This window comes from Siphonobacter sp. SORGH_AS_0500, assembly GCF_031453245.1.
Lineage (GTDB): Bacteria > Bacteroidota > Bacteroidia > Cytophagales > Spirosomataceae > Siphonobacter.
This window is the reverse complement of sequence record NZ_JAVIYT010000001.1, coordinates 402,378-426,031: the sequence shown is the minus strand read 5'-3', so window position 1 is coordinate 426,031 and position 23,654 is coordinate 402,378. Positions and strand designations below refer to the sequence as shown.

Below are 23,654 nucleotides of genomic sequence, written 5' to 3'. Positions count from 1 at the left end.
TGAAGTCCTGCTTGCGGCTGGTATCCGCTTTATCCGCAAACCGCATAGCGTTGAAGCCTTATTTCAGATTTAGGGTTAGCTCTATATCCATTAAACTAGTAATAGATAATATCTTTGTTTTAACCCGGGAAATAAACGTGAAAGCTGGCTCCTTGACCCAAGCGACTTTCAGCAGTAATGGCTCCTAAATGATTTTCCATCACCCGCTGACAAATCGACAAGCCAATGCCCGTCCCGCTAAATTCCTGTTTGCTATGCAAACGCTGAAAAACTTCAAAGATGCGGTCTAGAAACTGCTCATCGAATCCGATGCCCTGATCCATAACGCTAATCTGATGAAACCGATCGACCTTGCTTAGCGGTTTTACTGCAATAGGTAATTGGTTTCTTCGAATGATTCGAGCCGAGATACGAACCTGAGGACTTTGTCCCTGCTTTGAAAATTTAAGGGCATTGGAAAGAAGATTCTGAAAAAGCTGACTCAATTGAAATTCATCTCCCATAATGGCGGGTAAGGTCTCTATTTCAATCATAGCCTTCGTTTGCTCAATAGGCAGTTCTAACATATCCATTACTTGAGCGATGATTTGCTGAAGAGAAACTACTTGAAACGGATTTTGTCCACCTGTCATGCGTGAATACGTGAGTAGATCCTGGATTAAAGTAGACATTTGCTCGCCCGCCTTACTAATCCGATTTAGAAAGGAAAGTCCCTGCTCTCCTAAGGGATCGCCGTATTTTTGGATAACCAACGAGCCGAAGGTTTGGATTTTGCGAAGGGGTTCCTGTAAATCATGACTGGCCACGTATGCGAAACGTTGCAGGCGTTCATTGGAAAGTGAAAGCTGCTGATTGTATTCACCCAGCTCTTCTGTAGTAGCCTGTAACTCCTCGTTCAAGGCGCCTAGTGCTTCACTTCGCTCCTGTAAGGCCCCGTTACTTTCCTCGAGCATTAAGCTTTTTTGACTTAATTCATCACTCGTGGCACGAAGCTCTTCATTACTGGCTACCAATTCTTCGTTTAGGGCCTGAAGTTCCTCTAAACTAGCTTCCAGTTCCTCGGTTCTCTCCTGGACCAGGTATTCTAATTGCTGTTGCAGAGTTTTCTGCTCGTGAATATTAGTAGCCCGAAAGACCCAGCCCGAAAGCTCCTTATTTTCATCTAATAAAGCTACAAATTCTATCTCGTGCCAACAATAATCTCCTTTCCCACTCAGCAGCCGCCCTTCAAAGGAGAAAGTTTGTTGAGAAAGGAAACCTTGTAAAATGTGATAGGAAAGGTTTTGCAAATCTTCGGGGTACAAAAGACTTTGCCAGCCTTTCTGCTTACTTTGCTCCAGACTTAGACCCGTATATTCTCCGTACCGATGGTTTTGAAAGGTAAACGTACCTTGTGGAGTAAGAATACACTTTAATAGCAAACTGCCCTCCATTAAAGCTTTAAACTGTTCCTGCTGGATTTCTAACGCCCGGCGAGCCTGCACCTGCTGTGTAATATCGGTAGCGGTATGAATGATGCCATATACCTGGCCAGACTCGCTTTTCAATGGAACATAGGAATAAGTAAACCAGAATTCTTGCAACCGCCCCTTTACTTCCAACATTGCCGGACCTTCAGGGGTATAGTACGCCACCCCTGTATCGTAGACGCCTTGTAAAAGCGTTAAAAAGGGTTGCTCAGCTACTTCGGGAATGGCTTCATCGAAGGTTTTGCCTCTTACCGATTCGTCTTTTCCCCAGATGTTGATCATGGCCTGATTGACGGCCTGAATTCGCATTTCTCTTCCCTGATAAATAGCCGTGGCCGTAGCTGAATGATCGACTAAACTACGCCAATGCCGCTCACTTGCTTCTAACTGTTTTCTAGACTCTACGATGGCAGTAGTCTCCTGAGCCATACCTGAAAAGCGAGTCACTTCCCTTTCAATATACACTTTACCAATACAACGAAGCCAGCGTTGGGGCTGATTCGCGGCTGGGCAAGTTCTAAATTCAACCTCGTAGTTTCCCTGGGACGCGGGATTTAAAGCCCAAATTAATGCCTCATCCACCTGCCTTCGATCTTCGGGATGAATGAATTTGAGTAGCTCTTGATAAGCAATGGTATAGGCTCCTGAAGTTCCAAAAATCTCCTGACAGCGATCATCCCAACGTACCTGTTGGCTTTCTATATCTAAACTCCATATCCCAACTCTAGCGGCTTTTAAAGCAATAGAGAGTTCTTCAAAGGAAGAAAATGGATGATGTACCAAGGAAGCAGATGACTCACGAGACATGAATAAGAGCGGATAAACTAATGCGAAAGATAATACCTAATCAACAGTTTTCCTTGTCAATCTGATTCTATTCAACGATGAACGTTCCATTTTTAAAGACATACACGTATTACTTAATTAAGTTTTTTAATAGACTTGTCACTAATAATTCTCAACTTCAAGGAGGCTTTTTTTAATTAATAAGTTTTTATTGAAGCTACAGAGTCGAAGATTGAACTTTTAAAATTAATACCTCCTTTGTGGATTAAGTTTGTAAACTCTATTTTCTAGTAGAAAGCCTAACTTGTTTTCATTCACTAATTCTCTTTTACATGTCGCACCAAGGTCCTATTCTTTTAATTGATGACGATGCAGACGATCATTTTATTTTTGAGTCTATCCTTGAAGAACTAGGCGTTTCAAACAAAATTCTTTCGTTCTACGACGGCAAGCAGGCACTGGACTATTTATTAACCACCACTGAACAGCCATTTGTGATCCTTTGTGATATCAATATGCCCGTGATGAACGGGGTTGAATTGCATCAGGCTATTATTGAAAGTGAGTTTCTTCGCAAGAAGGCTATTCCTTTTGTCTTTTTAACGACTGCAGCCAATTCCAAAGTCGTTAATTTAGCGTATGAACAAAGTGTGCAGGGCTTTTTTCAAAAATCTACTTCGATGGATTCCTATGAAGAGCAACTCAGGAGTATCATCAACTACTGGAGAAATTGTCTTCACCCTAATGTCTTTCCTTTATAGTTCTGAAAGGCAACCCAAAGCTTGAAAGTAGGATTAATTTAGTGGTGAGCATGTTTGAGGCAGCCATGTAACACTTTTTCAAAGGTACACTTTTCTTTCGGCTGAGATGAAAAGTAAACCCACTGCCAGTAGATGAGTTAGAATAGATTTTTAGTCCTATTCATCCCGATGATCAGGCGTTTGGGGACTAATAGTTAGTACCAGTCATGAGAGCTACACCCCTATTTTTAGTCATTGAAGACAACTCCGACTTTTGTTCGCTTTTAGAATGGAGTTATCAAAAGCAGGCATTGCCCTGCCATTTACATTTCTTATCTTCCGCTGAAGAAGCTTTGACTTATATAGAGAAAGCTGAAATTCATCCGGATCTTATCATCCTGGATTATGACTTACCGGGTATAAATGGATTGGAATTTCTAGATCGTTTACGGCACTTAAAAAAATGGAAACATGTGCCTGTGATTGTGCTTACCATTTACGATGATGCTGAGATCATAAACCAGGCCTATCAAAGAGGAGTGAATGCCTTTGTGGTCAAACCTAAAAGCTATCATGAGTTGACCCATCTCTGGCAAACGCTGATCACCTTTTGGGGGAAGCACATCGCGTTAGGCAAGCGAACGAAATAACTTCAGAGCATAGGAGCTTATTATCTTACGTTTAGTAGCTAAAGCTATTGGGATGCATACATCCTTTCCAGTATTCGATAATATATTGCAGCTGCCGTTTAAAACCTTCAAAGGAGCTAGCTTTTTGATAGAAGCCCTGCACACTTTGCTCATAGGCTTCATTGACCAATTTCTTATTAGCGGCAGTCGTTAAAAAGACAAAAGGAATAGCCTTCCTGCGAAGGAATTCGCTATGAAAAATCTGTGAATGAAGCTCCAGGCCATTCATCATGGGCATATTGACATCACAAAGAATAAGAAAGGGCTGCTCCGGAGTGGTGAGCAGATAATCAAGTGCCTCTTTTCCATGGCTAAAAAACAATACTTCATTGCTAACACCCAGCTCACGCAAGACGTCCTTAATTAAATACTGATCGTCTTCATCATCTTCAACAGAAATAATAGGGCCTTTTAAAGACATAGGGTTGGGATACTTATAAAATATAAAAGCACTAATTAGGCAAATATACGCAAAAAGTCGCTCCCTGGCCTGGTTTGCTTTGGGCTATAATGAAGCCGCCATGGTTTAAAGCTACCTTCTGACAAATGGCCAACCCTACTCCCGTACCCGCAAATTCATTTTTGCCGTGCAACCGCTGAAATACCCCAAAGATTCGTTCAGCATATTGATTGTCAAAGCCAATGCCATTATCCTGAATGATGATTTGATGATAGTGGGCTTGAAGGGGCTGAAAACTCAGCATTGAACTCAGCGGGTCGTATTCTACCAGTTGGTGAGTAATGGTTATGTAAGGCTGAGCCGGATTTCCATTTTCATCTTTACTTGAAAACTTAAGCGCATTGGAAAGCAGGTTTTGAAAGAGCTGCTCTAACTGCCGCTCATCGCCTTGAATGATTGGTAAGGATTCCAGGCTAATTTCCGCTTTAGTTTCTTCAATAGATACAGATAAGGTATCTACTACCTGAGCTAACACACTAGTTAGGGAAACGCTTTGCTTACTAGGGAACCCACTGGAAATTTTTGAAAAGGTCAACAGATCATCAATCAACAAACTCATCCGCTGGGCAGACTTCTGGATGCTATCTAAAAATCGAGCATCTTCCCCTAAGCTGCTACGATGGCGAAGATCTAGACGATCAGTGAATTGCCGAATCTTTCGCAAAGGCTCCTGTAGATCGTGACTGGCAATGTAGGCAAACTCTTCCAGGCTTTCATTCGAGCGAAGTAATTGCTCATTGGCTTGAAAAATTTGCTCATTCGAAGCTTGTAGTTCTTCATTGGTCGCTTCTAACTCTTCGGTTCGCTCCTGGACTAATAGCTCCAACGCAACCTGCGTATTTTTTTGCAGCGTAATATCCTGAGCGGTACCACTCATACTCTTTACCTTCCCCTCTTGATCTAGTTTTACCTTCCCCTGAGCGTGCAGCACACGTTTCTGCCCGGTTTTTAGATTAGAAACGCTATACTCTACATCAAAGAGAGCATCATTGGGGAAGCGGCGACAATGATCCATCGCTGCTTTTAATTTTGCATGATCGGCTGGGTCAATCGCTTCATACCCCCTGGGAATGCTTAATACTTCATCCCCCTCTAATCCACACCATTGGCGTAGTCTAGGGGAGTACTCCACATTACCAGTTTCAAAATCCACCTGCCAGGTAGCCAATTCAGCCATATCAATGGCCTGGGCTAAATTGCTTTGAGCTTCTGCCAACTGCTTCTGGGTCCGGATGCTTTCGGTCACATCAATGGCAATATCCAGAATCGCATACACTTCTCCTTTTTCATTGAGTAAAGGGGTATAGGTAATGTTGTAGAAATTATACGTCATCACCCCATTCTGCACGATGTTTACCTGAGAGCCATCACTCTGAAACATCACCCCTGACGTATAGACATCATCGAGGATTTTAAGAAAGGGTTGATTTTCTAGTTCAGGCATGACCTCTCTCAAGGGTTTACCTGCAATGTCAGGACCTTTGCCGACAATATCAATAAATGCCTGATTGGGCATTTCAACGATTAAATCCCTGCCTACAAAGAGTCCCATTGCTGCTGGTGCCGTAGCAATGATGTCCCGGAGCTGCGCTTCCCGAGCTTCAATGATTTTTCTACTCTGTACCTGCTGGGTTACATCCGTAGCGATCACCAGAATGCCTATGATCTGAGAGCTTCCCAGTTCAAACAAGGGTTGGTAAGTGAAATCTATGAAAATGGTTTCAAGGCCACTTCCTCTTTCTAAAGTCACGGAGGCTTCCTTGGCTGTATAAGGAAGGCCTGTTTCTAGAACGCCTTGCAATAATTTGACAAAACCCTGACCCTGAATTTCAGGAAGGGCTTCGATCAACGGTTTCCCAACAATTTCATCTGGTTTTCTTCCCACGAGCTCCCCGTAAAAGGAGTTCGCCCGCAGAAACGTAAGCTCCTTCTGATCCAGTAAAGCAATGCCTACGGGCGAAGCTTCAAAGGAATCCAGAATTTGCCGCTGAGTGGCCTGTTGACGTTGCTGAGCTTGTACATCTTGGGTTACATCCTGAGCTACGCCTCCAAAGCGGTAGACTCGCCCAGTTTCATCAAAATATGACTTGCCATAGAAACGGACCCAACGAAGCTTGCCATCATCCGCACCCATCGTGCGGTAGGTTACATCATAGAGTCCTCCCGATTCTGGTTCGAAAGCTTTTTGTACGGCCGCATCGACCCGGGCAACATCTTCAGTATGGATAAAGGCAATGGCTTGCTCGTAAGGCAGGAAATTATCTGTGGCCAGACCAAAAAGCTCCCGGCAGCGATCATCCCAAAGCACCTGCATGGTAATCGGGTTCAGCTCCCAAATGCCTAAGCCGGCTGAATTCAAGGCAAAATCTATATCTAAACGATCTCGAAGAGAATCTCTCTCCGCTTCGTTATCAAACTTACCTGGCATATATAAAGTCAAAAGTGTAGTAGTATAACTCGTTCAAACGTAAATGGTTGGAACTTTTGACAAGACTGGGCTTTCAAAATGCCGTTCACAGAATATAGGGCAAAAAAAGCCTATCCCTAGTAAAGATAGGCTTTAGCTTATTTCATTAAACGAGTATAGAAATCAAACGTATTGAATACAACTCTGCAATTGAATTAATTTTTTATTAGCCAGAAGCCTGAGCCGTCAGTATCCAAAAAGCATACAGGTTCTGCCAAACTTGTTTTAATCCTTCAATGGAAGGGGGTTTACTCACGTAACTACTGGCTCCAGACTCATAAGATTGAGCAATAACATCGGGAGAAGTAGTGGTCGTCAGCATGATTACTGGAATTCTGTTCCAATCAGGATGGACTTTGAGCGTTTTTAAAAGTTCTAGTCCATTGAGCTTGGGCATATTAAGATCAGTAAGAATAAAGCTTGGTTTTTTCTTCAGACTAGCTAATTGATCCAAAGCCTCTTCTCCATTAGAGGCAAATACTAATTCACAAGCAGACTCAGACTGAGCAACCACGGTTTGAAGAAGGAACTGATCGTCGTCATCATCTTCTACCACTAATACCAGGGGCACGTTTTTCATTGCACGTGGGAAAAGACTTTCCTAAAAGGAAAGCAATTAAATACGTCATAAAAGAACTGAAGTAGTAAAGAATCCGCTTTAGTAAGCAGTTATCTAAATCTACATAAATACTATTTATTTACTTAGTATCCAACTAGAGATCAAATTATTACTAAGCCTAAAGTTTGGCTAATAAAGTTGTTAGAGGCATGAGTAGGTAACGGTTCAAGTTAGACAAATGTCTTGCCTTTGTTCATGAACGGTAATGATGGTACCTATCGAATGCTTAGGAGTATTTAGAAAGGTTTTCCAGGTAGGGGTCATTAGTTCCCGTATAGAGATCTTGTAAGGCCTGATCATACATAGGATCTACCCGATAAGTCGCTGGTTTTTCATCCCCTACTACGTTAAGGATGCCCAGTGCCAGTAAAACATCTATTCTTTTTTGAAATGTCTTTACCAGTAAAAAGGAAAAGCGTTGCCGTAGCTTTTGAAACAAACCTTCGGCAGTTAATGGCCCTTGAGTCAACAAACCCAGGCAGTAAAAATTAAAAGACTTATCAAGTAAATTCAGTAAGATGATCATCTGTCTCCCTTCAATCGGCATTAAAGAGATCTTTTCATTTTCAATAGTCATAAGGCGGGGTTTTATCCAAAGCTAGGGACTTTTAGGGAGATAAAAAATGATGATAGGTACCCACAGTCACTTTTACCCTAACCATCTATACGTTAGTCAAGAGAATTATAAGCGTAAGTATAGTGGCAATATCATTGGCATCCAATGTAGATACCCCACTATACTAGTTTACCATTAATCTAGTAATTTCAAAGGTTAAACACCATCAACTTTTGAAAGCTGCACGAAAGATAGTTACCCTACCCACCCTTTTAGAAAAATTGGGAATAGGGAATGCAGGGAATAGATATTTTAGAAGAACTTGTCATTGTCCGGTATTTGGTATTTGATGAAAATTCATAAAAAGTTACGTGGAGCTAGAGTCACCCTGTAATTCACGTTCTAACTCTTCAATCGTCGGTAAGGTACCTTTCAAATCAGCCGGAATATTTTCGGTCAAACGATATTCAGAGATAGCAATGGGTTAATTGATATCCTTCAACGCATACTCAGCTATGATTTTGTCTTTATCCTGAGAAATCAGTAGCCCAATACTAGGTTGATCTTGTTCCGTTTTCAATTGATCATCGACTACTGACAAATAAAAGTTGAGCTTGCCCGCATATTCTGGTTTAAAGCTCCCTCGCTTTAACTCAATCACCACATATGCTCCAGAGCTTTGTGAATATGAGACTCTCGCTCTCGGGGCTCTTTGATCCAGTCCATTACGATAAAATGATGCGACCAGAGTAATTGTGCAACGGGTCGTTGCACAAATGTAGGATCAGGATACATCTCGGCAAATTTCCGCCTATACAACAGATTCCGACGAGAAAGACCTTGCATATCGGGGAAATCGGACCGTAAATCACGGGACAACTGGTCGATGATTTTGGCTACCCAGCCCGCTTGTTCCTGTTGCTCAAGGATTACTTTTCCAATTCGCCAATAGTTGAAGGAGCTCCAGGTTGGCGGTCATGGCTGCTCGCTGCCTGGACTGACGAATATCGGCTTTCAATTGATTGAGGAGTGTCGCATGATTACTGGGAAGCATTGACATTCATAATCGGTAGCCCGGCATATAAATAAGGATAAAGCTAAGAAATGATCTCTTTACTTTAATAAGACCGTTCTAGTAAACACAAGCTATCGTTTTCTGTAGCTTGGTAATAATCGTACGGCAGGTTCTTCCCACTGTGAATTCAATATGAAGTACTCTCTCTACCTGTACTAAAAGGCAATCTTTAACTTTCACAAGTATCTGACAGGGTCATTAACCATCACCATACGTCTTTAGCACTTGATCAATATAATCTGCATATTCCTGCATCATTTTGGTGCGTTGAACTAAAAACTGGGCACGGTCATAGGCACGGTCAACACTGCTCTTTGGAACGTGTGCTAGTTGCCGATCCGCAATGTCATGCGGGTAGCCCAACTTTTCCTTTAAAATGCCTAGAGCAAGGGCACGAAAGCCATGACCCGTCATTTTGCCATTATAGCCCATTCGTTTGATGGCAACCAGCATCGTGTTTTTGTTCATCGGTTTTTTCGGGTTATAATAACCGGGAAAAATAAAGTCCCGGTGCGCATTCAATGCCTGGAGCTCTCGCAAAAGGGCTAGCGATTGATGCGATAACGGAACGATATGAGGTAAATTCATCTTCATCCGTTCCGCTGGAATAACCCACATCGCCTTTTCAAAATTGATTTCGTCCCATCTGGCTTCCACCAGTTCACCCGTACGCACGAATGTCAGCAGCAATAGTTTGAGGGCCAGAAAAGTTTGGCGATGAACACGATCCTGATAATTAGCCATACAAACGAGAAACTGGGGAAATTCATCAACCGAAATGGACGCATAATGCCCTCGCTTGAATTTCTTCATGGCAGCCTCTAGACCATAGGTGGGATCGCTTTCTGCCCGACCCGTAGCAATGGCATATTTAAAAACATGGCTACACGCTGCCTTCATTCGACGAGATAGATCAGGGGCTGTTTTTTCGATCTTCTGAAGGCAACTGAGCATCATCAAGGGTTTTATATCCGCCAGTGGAAAGCTACCTAAGAACGGAAATACATATTTCTCAAAGCGATGTTTAATGATGTTGGCGTGTTTGGACTTCCATAAAGGCATCTGCTTGCCGTGCCATTCCAGGGCCATCGATTTAAAATCGAGTTGGCCGCTCAACGCTTGCGTCTGAGCGGCTTGTAGCCGCTTTAAGACGGGATCAATGCCAATCTTTATATCTCGTTTCATATCATCTTTGGCCTTACGGGCATTGGCTAGTGAAACGGCAGGGTAGCCCCCCAGTGAAATGCGTTTTTCCTTACCATGAATTCGGTACTTAAGCCGCCAGAGTTTTGTGCCGTATGGAGTGATTTCCAGATACAACCCTTCTCCGTCTGCCATCTTATACGGTTTACTTTTCGGTTTCGCTGTTTGACAGGTCATATTTGACAAAGCCATTAGTGCACCCCCTGATTCGCGTGGCTACAAATCCCAGTATTGATTGGCAAGTTCATGCCCCCATCCATGCCCCCATTTTTGATTAATGTGGGTATTAGATGGACGCAGACGGATAAGGTGAGGATATAATTAAGATGCTGCGAAAATGGAATAATTTTCGCTCGCGTAACGACCAATAATGTCAGTAAAAAAGAGAGTGGTGCCCGTAGCCGCATTGCCAGATCCTTCCCAAATGTTTGAATTCATTGATATTAAAATGGATCATCCTGTTAGCTGCCCCCAAGTATGCCCCCAGTTACGATGAATGTCCATATAACCTAGGGTATCATCAAGCTATTCTTTAGGCAACGAAAATTTATGAAAAGCTGTACTAGAGTACCATCAATCATGTAGGCCGATGAACGGAGATGCCCTCAAGGGCTTCTGAAACGATGCTCTAGCTGACTTAAAAAGCAACCGCCACTTTGTATATCCGTGTTTCAAAAACAATAAGCTTATTAGCATTGGGCAAGATGATTTTCTGAACAGCCCCGCCAAAGAAGTCAGAAGCTCAACTGGCATTTTATACCTAACCTACTTAATGTTACCAAGCAGTAACAAACCCCAAAGGCAGCAGTTTGACTACACAATCATGGATACAATTGCTTGCCATTCCCTTTTCACAAAGAAACAATGTCAAGTTTTTTGATCAAAAAACTTGACATTGTTTACGATCTAACAAATTCACTCAAAAGGGTATACTCATATTGATCCGCTGCCTTGAGTGCTTTAATGTATTGTTTGCGGACCGCATTAGCACTGGACAGATCTTCTTTTCCCCACGTAAAAAGGGGCTGATTCAAAAGCTCAGTGAGAATAACATCCGTCATTAGCCGCGAATGCCGACCATTTCCATTTGAAAACAGGTGAATCCAGACTAGCCGATGATGAAACCGGTAAGCGATTTCATCTGGAGAATAGGCATTAAATTCAATCCAAGCTTTCGTATCGTCTAACAGCCGTCGCAATTCCACTGGCACTTGCGACCAGGACACACCTATATTTTTATCGGTACGACGAAACTTGCCGGCCCACTGCCAAACTTTATTAAACATTTTTTCATGCAGTTGCAGAACAAAACGTTCATCTAAAATATCCGTTTTACGTCTTCTAGCGAGCCAGGCAAACGCCTCTTGGATGTTTTCATGCTCCCACCGATCCAATTCACTACGGGTCAGGATATGCTTAAGTTTTAAGCCTTCCTGCTCTTCAGGAGTTAACGGGGTTGCACCCTCGGGAAACGTAAATGCGTTCATTGATCCCAAAAATCTTTTGCATCTTCAAGGAGTATTTTTTGCACTAAGTCATCAAAAGCTTTTGCCTTTTCCTCTACCGATAGTTCTTGTTCCTCCAGACGCATGGTATGATTAACCCGGTCCATACGCTTTTTAGCGATCTTCTGGGCTTGCTCTTTGACGACTTGCTCAAAACTATCTTTAGGCACAAATCCATAGACAAAGCGAAGATTAAGCCCTTCCGCTATTTTTTTAAGGGAGGATAGTTTGAGGTCTCCATCGATTTCAGCGTGCTCAAGTCTTGAAATACGCGACTGGTCAATCCCTACGCGTTTAGCTAGTTGCGTCGTTGACATTCCTAATGCATCTCGCAGTAGCTTAATCCAGCCATAATCAGCCTGCAATAACTGCACTAACGAGCCTTTCAGCCGTTTGTCGAGTTGCTCACGAATTAGTTTTCGGTCCCAATACGTCATTTTATGCTATATCTAACCTAATTAATTATTATTATAATGCTAAATATAGCATATAAAATATAAAAGTCAATGCCATTTATAGCATTGACTTGAATTGAGTAATAGAATAAGAATAGCCTTATTTATCTTCTTGGGAACCAGCAAAAATCTCGCTCAGCGGTGATTAGGCTATCATAAATAGCCCACCCCTCGACTTTCAAAGTAATCGAACTTAGCTGTTTTCTGATGGCATCAACAAAAATTCTTTTCGATTGTTTCTCTTCTAAAGTCCGGATTTCAATTACTATCAAACAAATAGTTGGCAAAATGGCCTTTCTCTAAGCTATTAACAGGAATTGTTACATAAAAATGATTATCTAATTCCAGGCATGCTTCAATCAAAGCATAAGAGTTATTCCTTTTTGTAGAAAGAAGTCGACTGATAACTTGACATTTTAGGTTTTATTTTATGCTACTTTCAGCATAAAAAACAATAAAACAATGCTAAAATTAGCATCAAATGGTGGCTTATTAGGACTGGCTTTCTTTGGGGCATACCCAATACACCAGGCACCCACTCATACACACCGAGCGGTAGTGGCAGGACTTGTAATTCGCTGAGCGTTTTCCTCCCCATGACTGCTCCGTTTAGCCATTTCGACAATGCCTAATTTTGTATCAAAGGTTGGGCATTGTCTACGCCAGTGACAGTAATGCATGTTGACGAAGCCTAAGTATAAAGATTAAAATACGTTATTTAACTATCTAACTGTATGTAGCTTTAATTACAAAGTTGATACATATTTTTACTCTGATAAGAGGAGTATAGCTCAAAGATACCCCGCTCCCAAACAAACACCATTAAAGAGCTTGTGATGGGCATTGCACGCTTAAAAGAGCCTTTAGTGAGGAGTATGTATTTCGAAGCAAACAGATGAGAAGACCCTTACCTAAAAAAATCCCTTTAACAAACCGCCAAGTGGTTAAAGGGATAAATCAATCAATGGGATACACATCAAATCATTAAAGGCACAACCCGTATGTTTGATCACCCCGCCGCGACCGGACGGCTTAATGTTAAGGCAGCCGATGGGGTGACGATAGACAATGACTATCAGATAGCTTACAATGAGATTGTCGCATGCATGGAAGATGAAGAGGATGGGCCAGGGTATTTATATGTTGCCATGAAAGGTGAAATAGGTATCATCGTTTACAACGCCCTTGGAAAGCAGCCTGCCCCTACATCACCGAACCAGAAACAACCCCAATCCCGCACGAGGTCGTCGAACAGGTGGCTGAGGCTTTGGAGTTCTATCAGAAGGCACTTTGTACCATAAGATTATAGACTTTGACTGCATTGCTTCTCGTGATACCATAAAGATATGGGTTTGCGTGCTAAGAGCATTTTGAAAGCCCTCGCCCCTTACCGGAGACAGAATGATGAGTAATAGGCATGACAATGAAATTATGAAGCTTTTGGACAACAAAGTCGAGGGTAATTTTCGACAAATCTACTTAGGTCAAGACGGCAATTTCTACATCACTTATAATGGTGGTGACGTTCCGATTGATCAATTTAAAAAGCTCGAAAAGCATAGAGGAATAGTCAAACAACACCCTGATTGCCCTGATCTATTTATTTCTAAAAAGTGGAGAAAGAAGAATGACCGAAGCAGTTAACCCAGACACGCATGTCTTTGGCATGGGTTATCGGTATCTTGGTGCAACAACGTCACCTGTTGATCTTGTTTATCCTGACCTTTTTACTGCTTCCTGGCCTTAGCGTTAGTGTGCTTGGGCAGGATAAGCCTTTGGGCATCATTTTTTAAAGGTAACTATCCATAGGTGCTCGCTGTGGTGCAGCAAAAAACTACCGGTATTTGTAGACATGTACACAGACTGGTGCACGCCCTGCAAACGGATAGAGCAGAAAATCTTTGCCCTGCCAAATGTCGCATCGCCATTTTCCTCCTAAGTGCTTGAATTCATGGATTGTATAACAGGTTTTGTTGTGGCGTGCCCCCAATTAGCATGAATGTCCAGATCACTATAAGAGCCAATACCTTTTTTACAACAAAAACTATTCAAAAATGTACTCAAGTGCCATTGATCATTCGAGCCTTTCAACAGTATTATTAAAGCATGAGGTAGTGCCACTATTGCTTCTATTTGTATGAGATCCGCTACAACAACAGTACATTTCATTCGGGCAAGCATTGTTTTAGCAAGATGCCCCTACCCCTACAGACAAACTCTGGTGGAGAGTCTTCTGTTAGCCAAAGAGACATTACTTGAACACTGATCAAATTTATTTTTTTAACTTCTATTCAACAGGGGGCTGAGCAGTTAGTGATTGAAGAGAGGGGCTCTACCCGATTCAGTTGTCTGACTCTAAAGGCAACAACTGACAGTTGTAATTTTATCCCTTACGATCAGATCAAGTAGTGGCTACAACATAGATAAATAGGATTCTCATGACAGGAAAAAATGGGGATTAGTGGTGTTTCGTAGACTTTGTGTAATCCATCTTTACAAAAACATGGCCTACCAAGGCTCGGCTACTGGCAAGACGAATCATTACCTTTACTTGGTTGAATAATTAAAACGCTATATAGTTGCGGCGGACCAGGCCTAAAATTAGTACTGAAGGGGACACATATAACAAGCCTAGCTAACGTTAACTGGCCTAAAGCGTCTCGTCTACTCTCTACTTATAATAATCCCCAATAAATTTTAAAGTCCGTACGGCATTGCTTCATAGAAAGATAACATAATCAACATCATTCCTTGACAGGCTCTATCTAAAAGTACGTCTACATTTACCTGTAAAGCTTTACCTTCCACGTGTATGTCTTTACTACTAACCGATTTCACGCTGGTCACCCGCGTTTCAAACGGAGATGAGCGGGCCTTTCGAATCTTGTTTCACCGCTATCGAAACAAACTTTTCAGATTTAGCCTTCGCTACGTTAAATCTACGGCAGCGGCAGAAGACATTCTTCAGGATACGTTTTTAAAAATTTGGGAACAGCGTCAATCGCTCCAGCCCGAGCTAAACTTTGAGGCTTACTTGTTTCGGATCAGTCGAAATCAGATTTTTAACGAATTTAAGAAAAGTGCTTATCACGCTGCTTTCGAGCAGTTTGTCAGTCAAAATGCCGCAGAACATCAGCAAACGGAGTCGGAGGTTGTGTCGAACGATTATCAGGAAATTCTTCAAAGTGCATTGGAGCGACTTCCTCCTCAAAGAAGGCAAATTTTTCAGCTCAGTCGCATGGAGGGGTTATCTCACGAAGAGATTGCTCAGCAGCTAAATATTTCTAAAAATACCATTAAGGTACAGATCAATAAAGCCTTGAAAAGCATCCGTCAATCCTTGGAAATGAATTCAGAGGTATCTGTTCCGATTTTTTTACTGGTCTCCCGGATGTTATATACGCCTGCAAGTGAATTATTTTTTCTGTTAGAGTAATACCTTACTGCACTTTGATTGTAGATAGAATAACAAGTCTGAAAAAGCGTTGAATACACCCGAATCCATAGCAAGCCTCTTTGATAAATATCTTCGCAATCAATGTGATGCGAAAGAACTTCACTTCTTAAGTGAAGCGTTAAAGAAGCAGCCTTCCAGTGTTTTTTTTGATCTCATGGAGAAGGACTGGGATACGTTTGAGGAGCAGAATATTCCTGATATTTCCTTTCAGAAAGGGGATGCAGTCATGAATACCATCCTCCGTAAAAAGCGGGTTTCGTTTGGTTCAAAAATACACTTGAAAAATTGGGCAGCAGCGGCTTGCCTAGCCTTATTCATTGTGGGGACCGCAGGAGCAATCGTACGCTGGTATCAAACTCAACCGGTAATTTATACGTCAACGCCTTTTCGTCCTTTACAACTTCCGGATGGTACCCAGGTCCAATTAAATCATCAGGCACAAGTCTCATATCAGGAGTCATTTTGGGGAGATTTTCGTCGGGTGAAGCTCCGGGGTGAAGCTTTTTTTAAGGTATTTCCTAACAAGCATCAACCTTTCATCATTGAAGGCTCCCGGGCTTCCATCCGCGTCCTAGGAACGCAGTTTAATGCCAAACAACACAAACAGGGCCTTTGGGTAGCCGTTACGGAAGGGAAGGTCGTTTTGAGTAACGCTCAGGGGAACTCCGTTAGTCTGGTCAAAAATCAATGGGGGCAGGCTCTTGACAACGGAAGTCTGGAGGTAGAATCCGGTGATGTTCAAAATTACCTGAGTTGGCAAGAAGGTCGTTTTCTCCAATTCAAAAACGTTGCTTTTCCTATTTTAGTGAATCAACTGGAACGACTCTATGGTGTAAAAATGCTTTGGCCCGCTTCGATGCGGAATAAATACCTGACCTCCACAAGCCGCTATGAACCTTTAGCTCAATTGTTACCCAAATTATCGCTTTCGCTGAACATTAACTACCGAATCGAAAACGACACGGTCGTTTTCTCAGAAAAGTAATCACTCAACTTTTACTACTCAAATCAACCACACCTCTGCAAGGAAGTGATCCGGTTCTTCGTGCCCTAAACGTACCTCTTTATGAAACGACTGCTCTGCTTCCTGATTGGAAGTTGTCTGCTCAGTGTGCCCTTACTCAGCTCTGCACAAGTGCATCACGCCCAATTAGGGCTTGGGTATCAGCATGAGCCCGCTCAGGACGAAATTGCTCAAAAGAAAATTTCTATTCACTTTAGTAACACTAGCTTAGAAGCAGCTTTACAGGCCATTGCTGAAAAATCAGGAATTGGTATTTATTACAACCCCCACTTACTTCCCCGTAAGTCTGTGTCCATCCGGCTGGCAGACATCGCTTTGCAGCAGGCTTTTGAGCTACTTTTGAAGGATACTCCACTGGAGGCTATTTTTCGGGGAGGCGATGTGATCTTAAAGGAAAAACCCAAGCACAGTCCCGCCAAGACGACCTCTAAAACCCAGCTTCAGCAGAAGGAAATTACCGTTACAGGTGTGGTTACGGATGCGATAACCGGTGAGGCTTTGCCTGGCGTGCATGTGCTGATTAAAGGAACGTATAAAGCTACCGTTACCGATAGCAAAGGAAGGTATTCTCTAGCGGTGCCTAGTCCGGAAGCTATCCTTATTTTTTCGTACATCGGGATGGATACCCAGGAACATCCCATAGGCAACCAGTCGGTGCTTGATGTCAAACTAAGGAGTTCAATCAAGGGTCTTAATGAAGTGGTGGTGATTGGGTATGGCACCCAGCTTCGCAAAGATTTGACCGGGTCTATTGGGTCTGTGAGTGAAAAGGCATTACGACAGGTACCGATTACGGGTATGGACCAAGCCTTGCAGGGGCGAGTGGCCGGAGTTCAGGTCACGCAAACTTCTGGTCAACCTGGTGGGTCAGTCAACATTCGTATTCGGGGTACGAGCTCGATTACCGCGGGTAATGAACCCTTGTACGTGATTGACGGCGTACCTTTCTACAATTGGGGAACGACGAACAATAATGGCCCGGCGGGAATTTTTGGAACCGGGGTTGTACATAACGCTTTGAGTGCCATCAATCCCAACGACATCGTTTCAATGGAAGTCCTCAAAGACGCAGCAGCGGCTTCTATTTACGGCTCCAGAGCAGCAAACGGCGTAGTCTTGATTACTACCAAACGAGGAAAAGCTGGTCAGGCCCGGGTGGAACTTGACGCGTACTATGGCATACAATCGGTTGCTCATCAATTACCAACGCTTCATTCCAGCCAATACGCAGAGCTAATAAATGAATCCAGAGGCAATGCACGGGCAGATTTAGGTAATCCGGCTTCGGTGCCTGTAGCCGCCCGGCCCATTCCCGAACTGGCGGATCCTTCCAGTCTAACAACCAGTACGAACTGGCAGGATCAGATTTTCAAAAAAGCGGCCATTCAAAACTACCAGTTATCCATTTCGGGGGGTAATGAATTCACCCAGTATGCATTGTCGCTGGGTTATTTTAATCAGGACGGGATCATTAAAGTTTCCGGTTACAAACGCTACTCAGTCCGGCTTAATCTGGATCAGCAGGTATTCAAAAAGTTTAAAATAGGCAGTAGTATCACCGTCAACAATGCGACGAATACCATCAACCGGGCGACGGGGAATGAATTGCAGGGCGGTTTAATCTATGGTGCTTTACTGCAAACGCCGACCATTCCCGTTTACGATGCTAGCGGCAACTATGCCCGTCCCAATTATACCAGCGGTTTTGCACTGATTGATAACCCCCTGGCATCCGCTCTGGAATACTGGCATCCCATCAATACAACCCGGATGATTGGCAGTTCTTACGCGGAATACACCTTTTTGCCCGGATTTACGCTTCGAACCAGCATCGGTCTTGATGCTAACTATTTGAAAAATAATATTTTCATTCCTACGTCTACCGGTACTCCGCCGCCCAGTGTAGGCTCCGGCTTTGCTTTTGCTTCTCAGGAATTAGGCTGGTTAAACGAAAATATTCTTTCATATTCCAAACATTTCCACGCTGATCATCACCTATCGCTGGTAGGTGGGGCCACGTTTCAGGGAGCAAACTTTGAACGGATGATTAGCCGGGTTACCAATTTCCCGAATGATTTGGTAACGACGACCAATGGAGGCCAGACCGATTTGACCAACTCTTTTCGAGAAGGCTGGCGGATGGCGTCTTTTCTGGCCCGGGCTCATTATGCCTTCCGTAGTAAGTATTTATTTTCAGTAGCCATGCGGGCGGATGGATCTTCCAAATTTGGTCCTCAAAAACGATTCGGGTACTTCCCTTCTATCTCTGCGGGCTGGAATATTAGTGAGGAACCTTTTCTGGTTAATCATCGCTGGTTGAATGATCTTAAAATCCGACTTAGCTATGGATTAACGGGGAATAGCGAAATTCAGAATGGGGTCAATAGCCTGGCTTATTATGCCTACATCGGTAGCGTAGCGACGGCCAATTATGCCTTTGGCGGCAAAGCCGTGAACGGCTTAGCTCCCAACATCCTAGCCAATGCTCGTTTAGGCTGGGAATCTACCGCTCAATTTGATGTAGGGCTAGATGTAGGGTTGTTTAACAATCGACTCAACCTGGTTACGGATGTGTACGTAAAGAATACCAATCAAATGCTGGTGTCAGGTACTCCTTTAGCCTATACGACGGGCTTTTCGGGGTCTACGCAGAACATTGGAGGAATGCAGAATAAAGGATGGGAATTTGCGATTAACTCCGTCAATCTACCCGGAGCTTTTCGCTGGACGACTAGTTTGAATGCAGCACTCAATAAAAACCATGTCGTAAGTCTAGGGCAGGCCGATCGCCAGATTATTTTAAGCAGTAATACCCTCATCCGGGCAGGATTACCCGTAAGTTCTTTCTATGGCTATGTCATGGAAGGCATTTTCCAAAGTGCTCAGGAGATAGAAGCTTCTCCGGTTCAACCGTTTGCCAAGCCCGGAGACCTCAAGTTTAAAGATGTCAACGGCGATGGAGTAATTAATGATGATGATCGAACCATCATCGGTAATCCAACGCCTGATTGGGTGTATGGAATGACGAATGCCTTTTCCTACAAAGGCGTTGAACTGAACATCTTCTTTCAAGGTGTACAGGGCAATCAGATTTACAATGTCACTCGTCAGAAGCGGGAATCCATGCTGGGCCAGTATAATGGCTCCACGCAAACGCTCCACCGCTGGCGTTCGGCGAGTGATCCTGGCGATGGAAAGACGCCCCGAGCCGTAGCGATAGATCGTAATAACAACAATCGCTTCTCTACCCGCTGGATTGAAGACGGATCTTTTCTACGACTGAGAAATATTTCCCTAGGGTACCAATGGCCCGCTAAACTACTGAATAAGTGGCACTTAAAAGGATTAAAAACCTACGTATCTGCTCAAAATCTAATCACCTTCACTTCTTACTCGGGTTATGACCCGGAAGTGGGCCGATCCGGGAACGATCCTCTGGTAAGTGGCTATGATGATGCGAATTATCCCTTGCAACGCATGTTCATGTTTGGTCTGAACCTCTCTCTTTAATCTTCCCATGAAAAGATCTATCTTCCTCCTCACGTTAGTGCTTGGCCCTGTATTGTTTAGCTCTTGCGACAAATACCTTCAACTCGAGCACCGCTCGGTAGCCGATGAAAAATCGTTCTACAAAACTTCTCAGGATGCTATTGTAGCCACAAATGCTGCTTATAATCCGTTGCAGGAAATTCATCGCAGCACACAAGGAATTTGGCTTTTGGCAGAAGTGGCTTCCGATAATACCGATGATCCGGATGTATCCATTGATAATTTGACCTTAGGTACTAGTCACGCCGCGGTATTGCAAGCCTGGCAATACCACTACTTAGGAATTGCTCGCTGTAACACGGTACTGAATCGTTTACCGGGTATAAGCATGGACGCCAGCCTTCGGAACAGGCTCATGCTAGAGGCTCAATTTTTAAGGGGACTGTATTACTTCAACTTAGTACGTCTATTCGGCCCCGTTCCCTTAGTTACTCAGGAAACGAAAGACCTGGAACAGACCCTGCCGACTAATTTACCCGCCCGGGCTTCTGAAGATGAAATCTATACGCAGATTATCGCTGATTTTACTGCAGCCGAGGCTTTACCTGCTACGTATTCTTCTTCTGATTTGGGCCGGGCTACCCGTGGAGCAGCCAAAGCGTATCTGGCTAAGGTTTACCTAACCCGTAAAAACTGGGCACAGGCAGCAGCTAAGGCTAAGGAAGTAATGGATTCTCAAGTCTATCAATTGCTGCCTTCTTACGCAAATGTTTTTGCCGTTACGCAAAAGAATAGCCGAGAGTCCATTTTTGAAGTTCAATACTTTATCGGAGCTCAGTCTGGAACGGGCAACTTTCTGGGCCATAACCTGCACGAATTATTTGCTCCGGCGGGTTCAGGCTCTTCGGTTACGGGCGTTACGGGTAGTAATGGCGTAGGCCGAAATATCCCGAGTGATGAATTAGTCGAAGCTTATGAAGCAGGTGATCCTCGAAAAGAGGCTTCCCTCAAAACGTCTTATATCAATGCTTCAGGCAATGTAGTCAATGTCAATTACACCCTTAAATACCTCGATCCATCGGCAACTGGCGGAACCCAAGGGGGGAGTGGCGTTGGCAGTAGCAATTCCGTTCGGGTCTACCGCTACGCAGATTTGTTGCTCGTATATGCAGAAGCGTTAAATGAACAGCAGGGCGGTTCTCAGGAAGCGTTGGAAGCTCTTAACAGCGTCCGTCGCCGGGCTCGGTCGGGTCAATCTGGTATTTTGCCCGATTGGACGGGTCTGAGCCAAGCCGCGTTAAGAGAGGCTATTGATCGCGAACGTCGCGTAGAGCTAGCCTTTGAAAACCACCGCTGGTTTGATTTAGTCCGCACCGGCAAAGCCAAAGCCGTCTTAGTCCAGACCAAAAATATCCAGATTCGAAATACGCTTTATCCCATCCCTGAACGGGAACGAACCATCAATCCGAAGCTAACTCAGAACGACGGTTACTAACCCCTTACGCATTTTTATTCATCCGCTTTTTATTCAAACCAATTTCTAACTGTTTTTATCAATGAAGAAAATGAAAATTTCCACTCTTTTCGCTTCGGCTTCACTGGCTTGTTTACTGATAGCAGGCATTGGTTGCCAAACCGACCAAACGGAAGTGAGCCCTGCTACTACTCAAGGGTCACATATAAATGTGGATAAAATCAAAGCATTTGCTCAAAATGCCGTAAAACCGGGTATGCAGGATCATTATGCCGCCATGGACGAGATGTATAAGAATTTAACTTTTGAAGAACTGGAAGTATTTAACAAAGAGATAAGCCGCTTAGGTTTAGAAAAAGAATTGCAATCAGCAGCCGGAGGCCGAGTAAGTGCTGCCCAGCAGGCAGCATTGGAAAAACATACGGCAAACGTGGAGATCTACCGCAGCGAAGTCAATAAGCTGGCTGTAAAGAAGTATGGCGTTTCGTTCAATAAACTCACTCCTGAACAACTCGATGGGATTTTAACTGGCATCGTGGCTCCTTCTCTTGGGAAGGAGGGAGCGAAAATAATGGCCTGTTCTTCCGCCAGTTTTCCCTATGTGACTAGCAAAACGGATAATGCTCCTGCCAATCATACGGGTTGGACTCGCCGGGCGACACCCAGTGCCCCTAATGACTGTGATTATGAATTTTCATACAGCGGATTTCGTTCGGAAATTTCTGCAGATAATTACTTATCTCAGCTATTATGTAGTCATTGGAATTACAAAATTGCTAGAAGATCCGTCTTTTATCCTTCTGCTAGTATTACTTATTTGTTATTCGGTAACAGAGGGGTTCAATTATATACTGGTACTGCTAATTATGACGTAAACATGAGATAAGGACGTCTTATTGATTTATTAAAGCACTAAAAATCAACTTTAAAAGGCTGTTTTAACCATCCCTATACAGCTAAAAGTATGATTCTATCATAACTACTATTATGAAAAAGAAATCCTTTAGTTTATTTATTACTACTATTATTGGCACCAGCCTCATCTTGGGCTGCCAAGAGCCATCTTCCCAGCAAGTAACGCCTCAAAACGAGCAAGAGGTAGCGATGGCGGCCTTTGTTAAGCAGGGAGTAAATCAGGCGACCACCGAAGAGATAGAAAATTGGGTAACTCGTTACAAAAAGCTGAGCTTTGATGAGTTAGAGCTTTTTAATAAGATACTTAATACGTATGTTCTTGAAAAAACGACAAAAAACTTTTCTAATGCTCAGGGACGTGTAAGTGAAAGTCAGGTGAGCCTTCTGACTGCTGAAGTTAAAAAACTTGAAGAGTTCAGCAAAAAAGTGAATCAGGCTTCTATGAATACTTACCACAAACCATACAATCAACTCTCAGAAGAAGAACTTAGCCTGGTGTTAACGAAGGTTCATCTTCCTATTGATTTATTATACTGGCAAACGGCAGAGCCTATCAAAGCAGGAAAGGTGGCGGCTTGTTCTCAGGATTCGCATCCATTTACGGCTTCTCTAGTGAATGGGGGAACAATCAGTCATACTGGCTGGTCTTACAAAAGTGATCCTAAACATCCCAATGACTGCGACTATCAGGTGAGGTATCCTGCCTACTCGGTTCGTTTTTCTCCAAGAAATCCGATCTCTAAAGCAATGTGTGATTCTTTCAATAACCGTATTGCTTACACCCAAAGGGCTCAAACCACCTATCTTTTATTTGGGAATAACCGGATAAATTTAGCGGGAGGTATGGCTACGTTTGATGTAGATATGCAATAGTATTCCTAATTCCACCCCCTTCTTTCGTTCTTGAAGCCTCTGTTAAAGGAGGCTTCATTTGTTTGTATTACCTTAGGTCATTCCGGGGTATCTGACTTTGGTCTATCCGAACAAGCGTTCAGACCCCAACAATGTTTACCTTATGTTAATATAAGTTAAGTATTAATTTATGTTAATAGTTAAATTCTCGGTAAATAATTAAATTTAAGGCATTATCCCATACCTAATAAACTTATTATGCTGGCTTTAACTAGGCAATGTCCCTATTGCCACTCCAAAGATGTTGATCGGGTACGTCGTCCTTTCTATGTTCGTAACGTACTTTTTCCCAAGCGTTATTATCGCTGTCAACGATGCATGAGGCACTTTTTCATATGTCCAGCATGGATATCGAAAGG

General features: G+C 43.2%; 19 protein-coding genes. 9 read left to right on the top strand and 10 right to left on the bottom strand.

Annotated elements, in window-relative coordinates:
* Positions 1-119 precede the first annotated feature (119 nt).
* Entirely contained in the window at positions 120-2,276 is a 2,157-nt protein-coding gene (locus QE357_RS01870) for a PAS domain S-box protein (protein ID WP_309705376.1), read from the bottom strand.
* 311 nt (positions 2,277-2,587) lie between these two features.
* Here QE357_RS01870 and QE357_RS01865 point away from each other — a divergent pair, with 311 nt between their 5' ends.
* Both QE357_RS01865 and QE357_RS01860 read left to right on the top strand, forming a co-directional pair.
* Positions 2,588-3,016: a response regulator gene (locus QE357_RS01865; protein WP_309705374.1), complete on the top strand. Its 429-nt coding sequence runs from the start codon at positions 2,588-2,590 to the stop codon at positions 3,014-3,016.
* Between the two features lie 206 nt (positions 3,017-3,222).
* Positions 3,223-3,645 (top strand): response regulator, encoded by a 423-nt coding sequence (locus QE357_RS01860; protein WP_309705372.1) that lies wholly within the window; start codon positions 3,223-3,225, stop codon positions 3,643-3,645.
* Positions 3,646-3,676: 31 nt separating this feature from the next.
* Here QE357_RS01860 and QE357_RS01855 read toward each other — a convergent pair whose 3' ends face one another.
* From QE357_RS01855 to QE357_RS01815, 9 genes are all read right to left on the bottom strand, one after another.
* Positions 3,677-4,105 carry a response regulator gene (locus QE357_RS01855; protein ID WP_309705370.1) on the bottom strand — a complete coding sequence of 143 codons (429 nt, stop codon included), beginning with the start codon at positions 4,103-4,105 and terminating at the stop codon, positions 3,677-3,679.
* 31 nt (positions 4,106-4,136) lie between these two features.
* Positions 4,137-6,572: a PAS domain S-box protein gene (locus tag QE357_RS01850; RefSeq protein WP_309705368.1), complete on the bottom strand. Its 2,436-nt coding sequence runs from the start codon at positions 6,570-6,572 to the stop codon at positions 4,137-4,139.
* Positions 6,573-6,777: 205 nt separating this feature from the next.
* Positions 6,778-7,191 (bottom strand): response regulator, encoded by a 414-nt coding sequence (locus QE357_RS01845; RefSeq protein WP_309705366.1) that lies wholly within the window; start codon positions 7,189-7,191, stop codon positions 6,778-6,780.
* 265 nt (positions 7,192-7,456) lie between these two features.
* Entirely contained in the window at positions 7,457-7,807 is a 351-nt protein-coding gene (locus QE357_RS01840) for a hypothetical protein (protein WP_309705363.1), read from the bottom strand.
* A 463-nt stretch (positions 7,808-8,270) separates the two neighbouring features.
* Complete coding sequence (locus tag QE357_RS01835; protein ID WP_309711295.1) at positions 8,271-8,447, bottom strand: PDDEXK nuclease domain-containing protein; 177 nt, start codon at positions 8,445-8,447, stop codon at positions 8,271-8,273.
* Positions 8,444-8,677: a DUF1016 N-terminal domain-containing protein gene (locus QE357_RS01830; protein ID WP_309711291.1), complete on the bottom strand. Its 234-nt coding sequence runs from the start codon at positions 8,675-8,677 to the stop codon at positions 8,444-8,446. Before QE357_RS01830 ends, QE357_RS01835 begins: the two co-directional genes overlap by 4 nt.
* A gap of 382 nt (positions 8,678-9,059) precedes the next feature.
* Positions 9,060-10,241 carry a phage integrase central domain-containing protein gene (locus tag QE357_RS01825; protein WP_309705361.1) on the bottom strand — a complete coding sequence of 394 codons (1,182 nt, stop codon included), beginning with the start codon at positions 10,239-10,241 and terminating at the stop codon, positions 9,060-9,062.
* Positions 10,242-10,963: 722 nt separating this feature from the next.
* Positions 10,964-11,551, bottom strand: a complete 588-nt coding sequence (locus QE357_RS01820) for a mobile mystery protein B (protein WP_309705357.1) — start codon at positions 11,549-11,551, stop codon at positions 10,964-10,966.
* Positions 11,548-12,006 (bottom strand): mobile mystery protein A, encoded by a 459-nt coding sequence (locus QE357_RS01815; protein WP_309705355.1) that lies wholly within the window; start codon positions 12,004-12,006, stop codon positions 11,548-11,550. The genes QE357_RS01820 and QE357_RS01815 overlap by 4 nt, the downstream gene beginning before the upstream one ends.
* Before the next feature lie 1,673 nt (positions 12,007-13,679).
* Here QE357_RS01815 and QE357_RS01810 point away from each other — a divergent pair.
* From QE357_RS01810 to QE357_RS01780, 7 genes are all read left to right on the top strand, one after another.
* On the top strand, positions 13,680-13,817 hold the full coding sequence (locus QE357_RS01810; RefSeq protein ID WP_309705353.1) for a hypothetical protein: 138 nt from the start codon (positions 13,680-13,682) through the stop codon (positions 13,815-13,817).
* Between the two features lie 1,019 nt (positions 13,818-14,836).
* The gene (locus QE357_RS01805; RefSeq protein ID WP_309705350.1) at positions 14,837-15,460 is read left to right on the top strand and encodes an RNA polymerase sigma-70 factor; all 624 of its coding nucleotides are present in this window, start codon (positions 14,837-14,839) and stop codon (positions 15,458-15,460) included.
* Between the two features lie 49 nt (positions 15,461-15,509).
* Complete coding sequence (locus QE357_RS01800) at positions 15,510-16,466, top strand: FecR domain-containing protein (protein ID WP_309705349.1); 957 nt, start codon at positions 15,510-15,512, stop codon at positions 16,464-16,466.
* Between the two features lie 81 nt (positions 16,467-16,547).
* Positions 16,548-20,015, top strand: a complete 3,468-nt coding sequence (locus QE357_RS01795; protein WP_309705346.1) for a SusC/RagA family TonB-linked outer membrane protein — start codon at positions 16,548-16,550, stop codon at positions 20,013-20,015.
* A gap of 7 nt (positions 20,016-20,022) precedes the next feature.
* Positions 20,023-21,489, top strand: a complete 1,467-nt coding sequence (locus QE357_RS01790) for a RagB/SusD family nutrient uptake outer membrane protein (RefSeq protein WP_309705344.1) — start codon at positions 20,023-20,025, stop codon at positions 21,487-21,489.
* Positions 21,490-21,550: 61 nt separating this feature from the next.
* Positions 21,551-22,354, top strand: coding sequence for a hypothetical protein (locus tag QE357_RS01785; RefSeq protein WP_309705341.1), 804 nt, complete (start codon positions 21,551-21,553; stop codon positions 22,352-22,354).
* 101 nt (positions 22,355-22,455) lie between these two features.
* Positions 22,456-23,256, top strand: a complete 801-nt coding sequence (locus QE357_RS01780) for a hypothetical protein (RefSeq protein ID WP_309705339.1) — start codon at positions 22,456-22,458, stop codon at positions 23,254-23,256.
* Positions 23,257-23,654: the final 398 nt, after the last annotated feature.

Excerpts from the sequence above, each read along its gene's own strand:
- QE357_RS01795 (WP_309705346.1), top strand. The coding sequence starts at position 16,548 with ATGAAACGACTGCTCTGCTTCCTGATTGGAAGTTGTCTGCTCAGTGTG.
- QE357_RS01845 (WP_309705366.1), bottom strand. The coding sequence starts at position 7,191 with ATGAAAAACGTGCCCCTGGTATTAGTGGTAGAAGATGATGACGACGAT.
- QE357_RS01870 (WP_309705376.1), bottom strand. The coding sequence starts at position 2,276 with ATGTCTCGTGAGTCATCTGCTTCCTTGGTACATCATCCATTTTCTTCC.
- QE357_RS01785 (WP_309705341.1), top strand. The coding sequence starts at position 21,551 with ATGAAGAAAATGAAAATTTCCACTCTTTTCGCTTCGGCTTCACTGGCT.
- QE357_RS01790 (WP_309705344.1), top strand. The coding sequence starts at position 20,023 with ATGAAAAGATCTATCTTCCTCCTCACGTTAGTGCTTGGCCCTGTATTG.
- QE357_RS01860 (WP_309705372.1), top strand. The coding sequence starts at position 3,223 with ATGAGAGCTACACCCCTATTTTTAGTCATTGAAGACAACTCCGACTTT.
- QE357_RS01865 (WP_309705374.1), top strand. The coding sequence starts at position 2,588 with ATGTCGCACCAAGGTCCTATTCTTTTAATTGATGACGATGCAGACGAT.
- QE357_RS01825 (WP_309705361.1), bottom strand. The coding sequence starts at position 10,241 with ATGACCTGTCAAACAGCGAAACCGAAAAGTAAACCGTATAAGATGGCA.
- QE357_RS01855 (WP_309705370.1), bottom strand. The coding sequence starts at position 4,105 with ATGTCTTTAAAAGGCCCTATTATTTCTGTTGAAGATGATGAAGACGAT.
- QE357_RS01805 (WP_309705350.1), top strand. The coding sequence starts at position 14,837 with ATGTCTTTACTACTAACCGATTTCACGCTGGTCACCCGCGTTTCAAAC.
- QE357_RS01820 (WP_309705357.1), bottom strand. The coding sequence starts at position 11,551 with ATGAACGCATTTACGTTTCCCGAGGGTGCAACCCCGTTAACTCCTGAA.
- QE357_RS01780 (WP_309705339.1), top strand. The coding sequence starts at position 22,456 with ATGAAAAAGAAATCCTTTAGTTTATTTATTACTACTATTATTGGCACC.
- QE357_RS01840 (WP_309705363.1), bottom strand. The coding sequence starts at position 7,807 with ATGACTATTGAAAATGAAAAGATCTCTTTAATGCCGATTGAAGGGAGA.
- QE357_RS01815 (WP_309705355.1), bottom strand. The coding sequence starts at position 12,006 with ATGACGTATTGGGACCGAAAACTAATTCGTGAGCAACTCGACAAACGG.
- QE357_RS01810 (WP_309705353.1), top strand. The coding sequence starts at position 13,680 with ATGTCTTTGGCATGGGTTATCGGTATCTTGGTGCAACAACGTCACCTG.
- QE357_RS01850 (WP_309705368.1), bottom strand. The coding sequence starts at position 6,572 with ATGCCAGGTAAGTTTGATAACGAAGCGGAGAGAGATTCTCTTCGAGAT.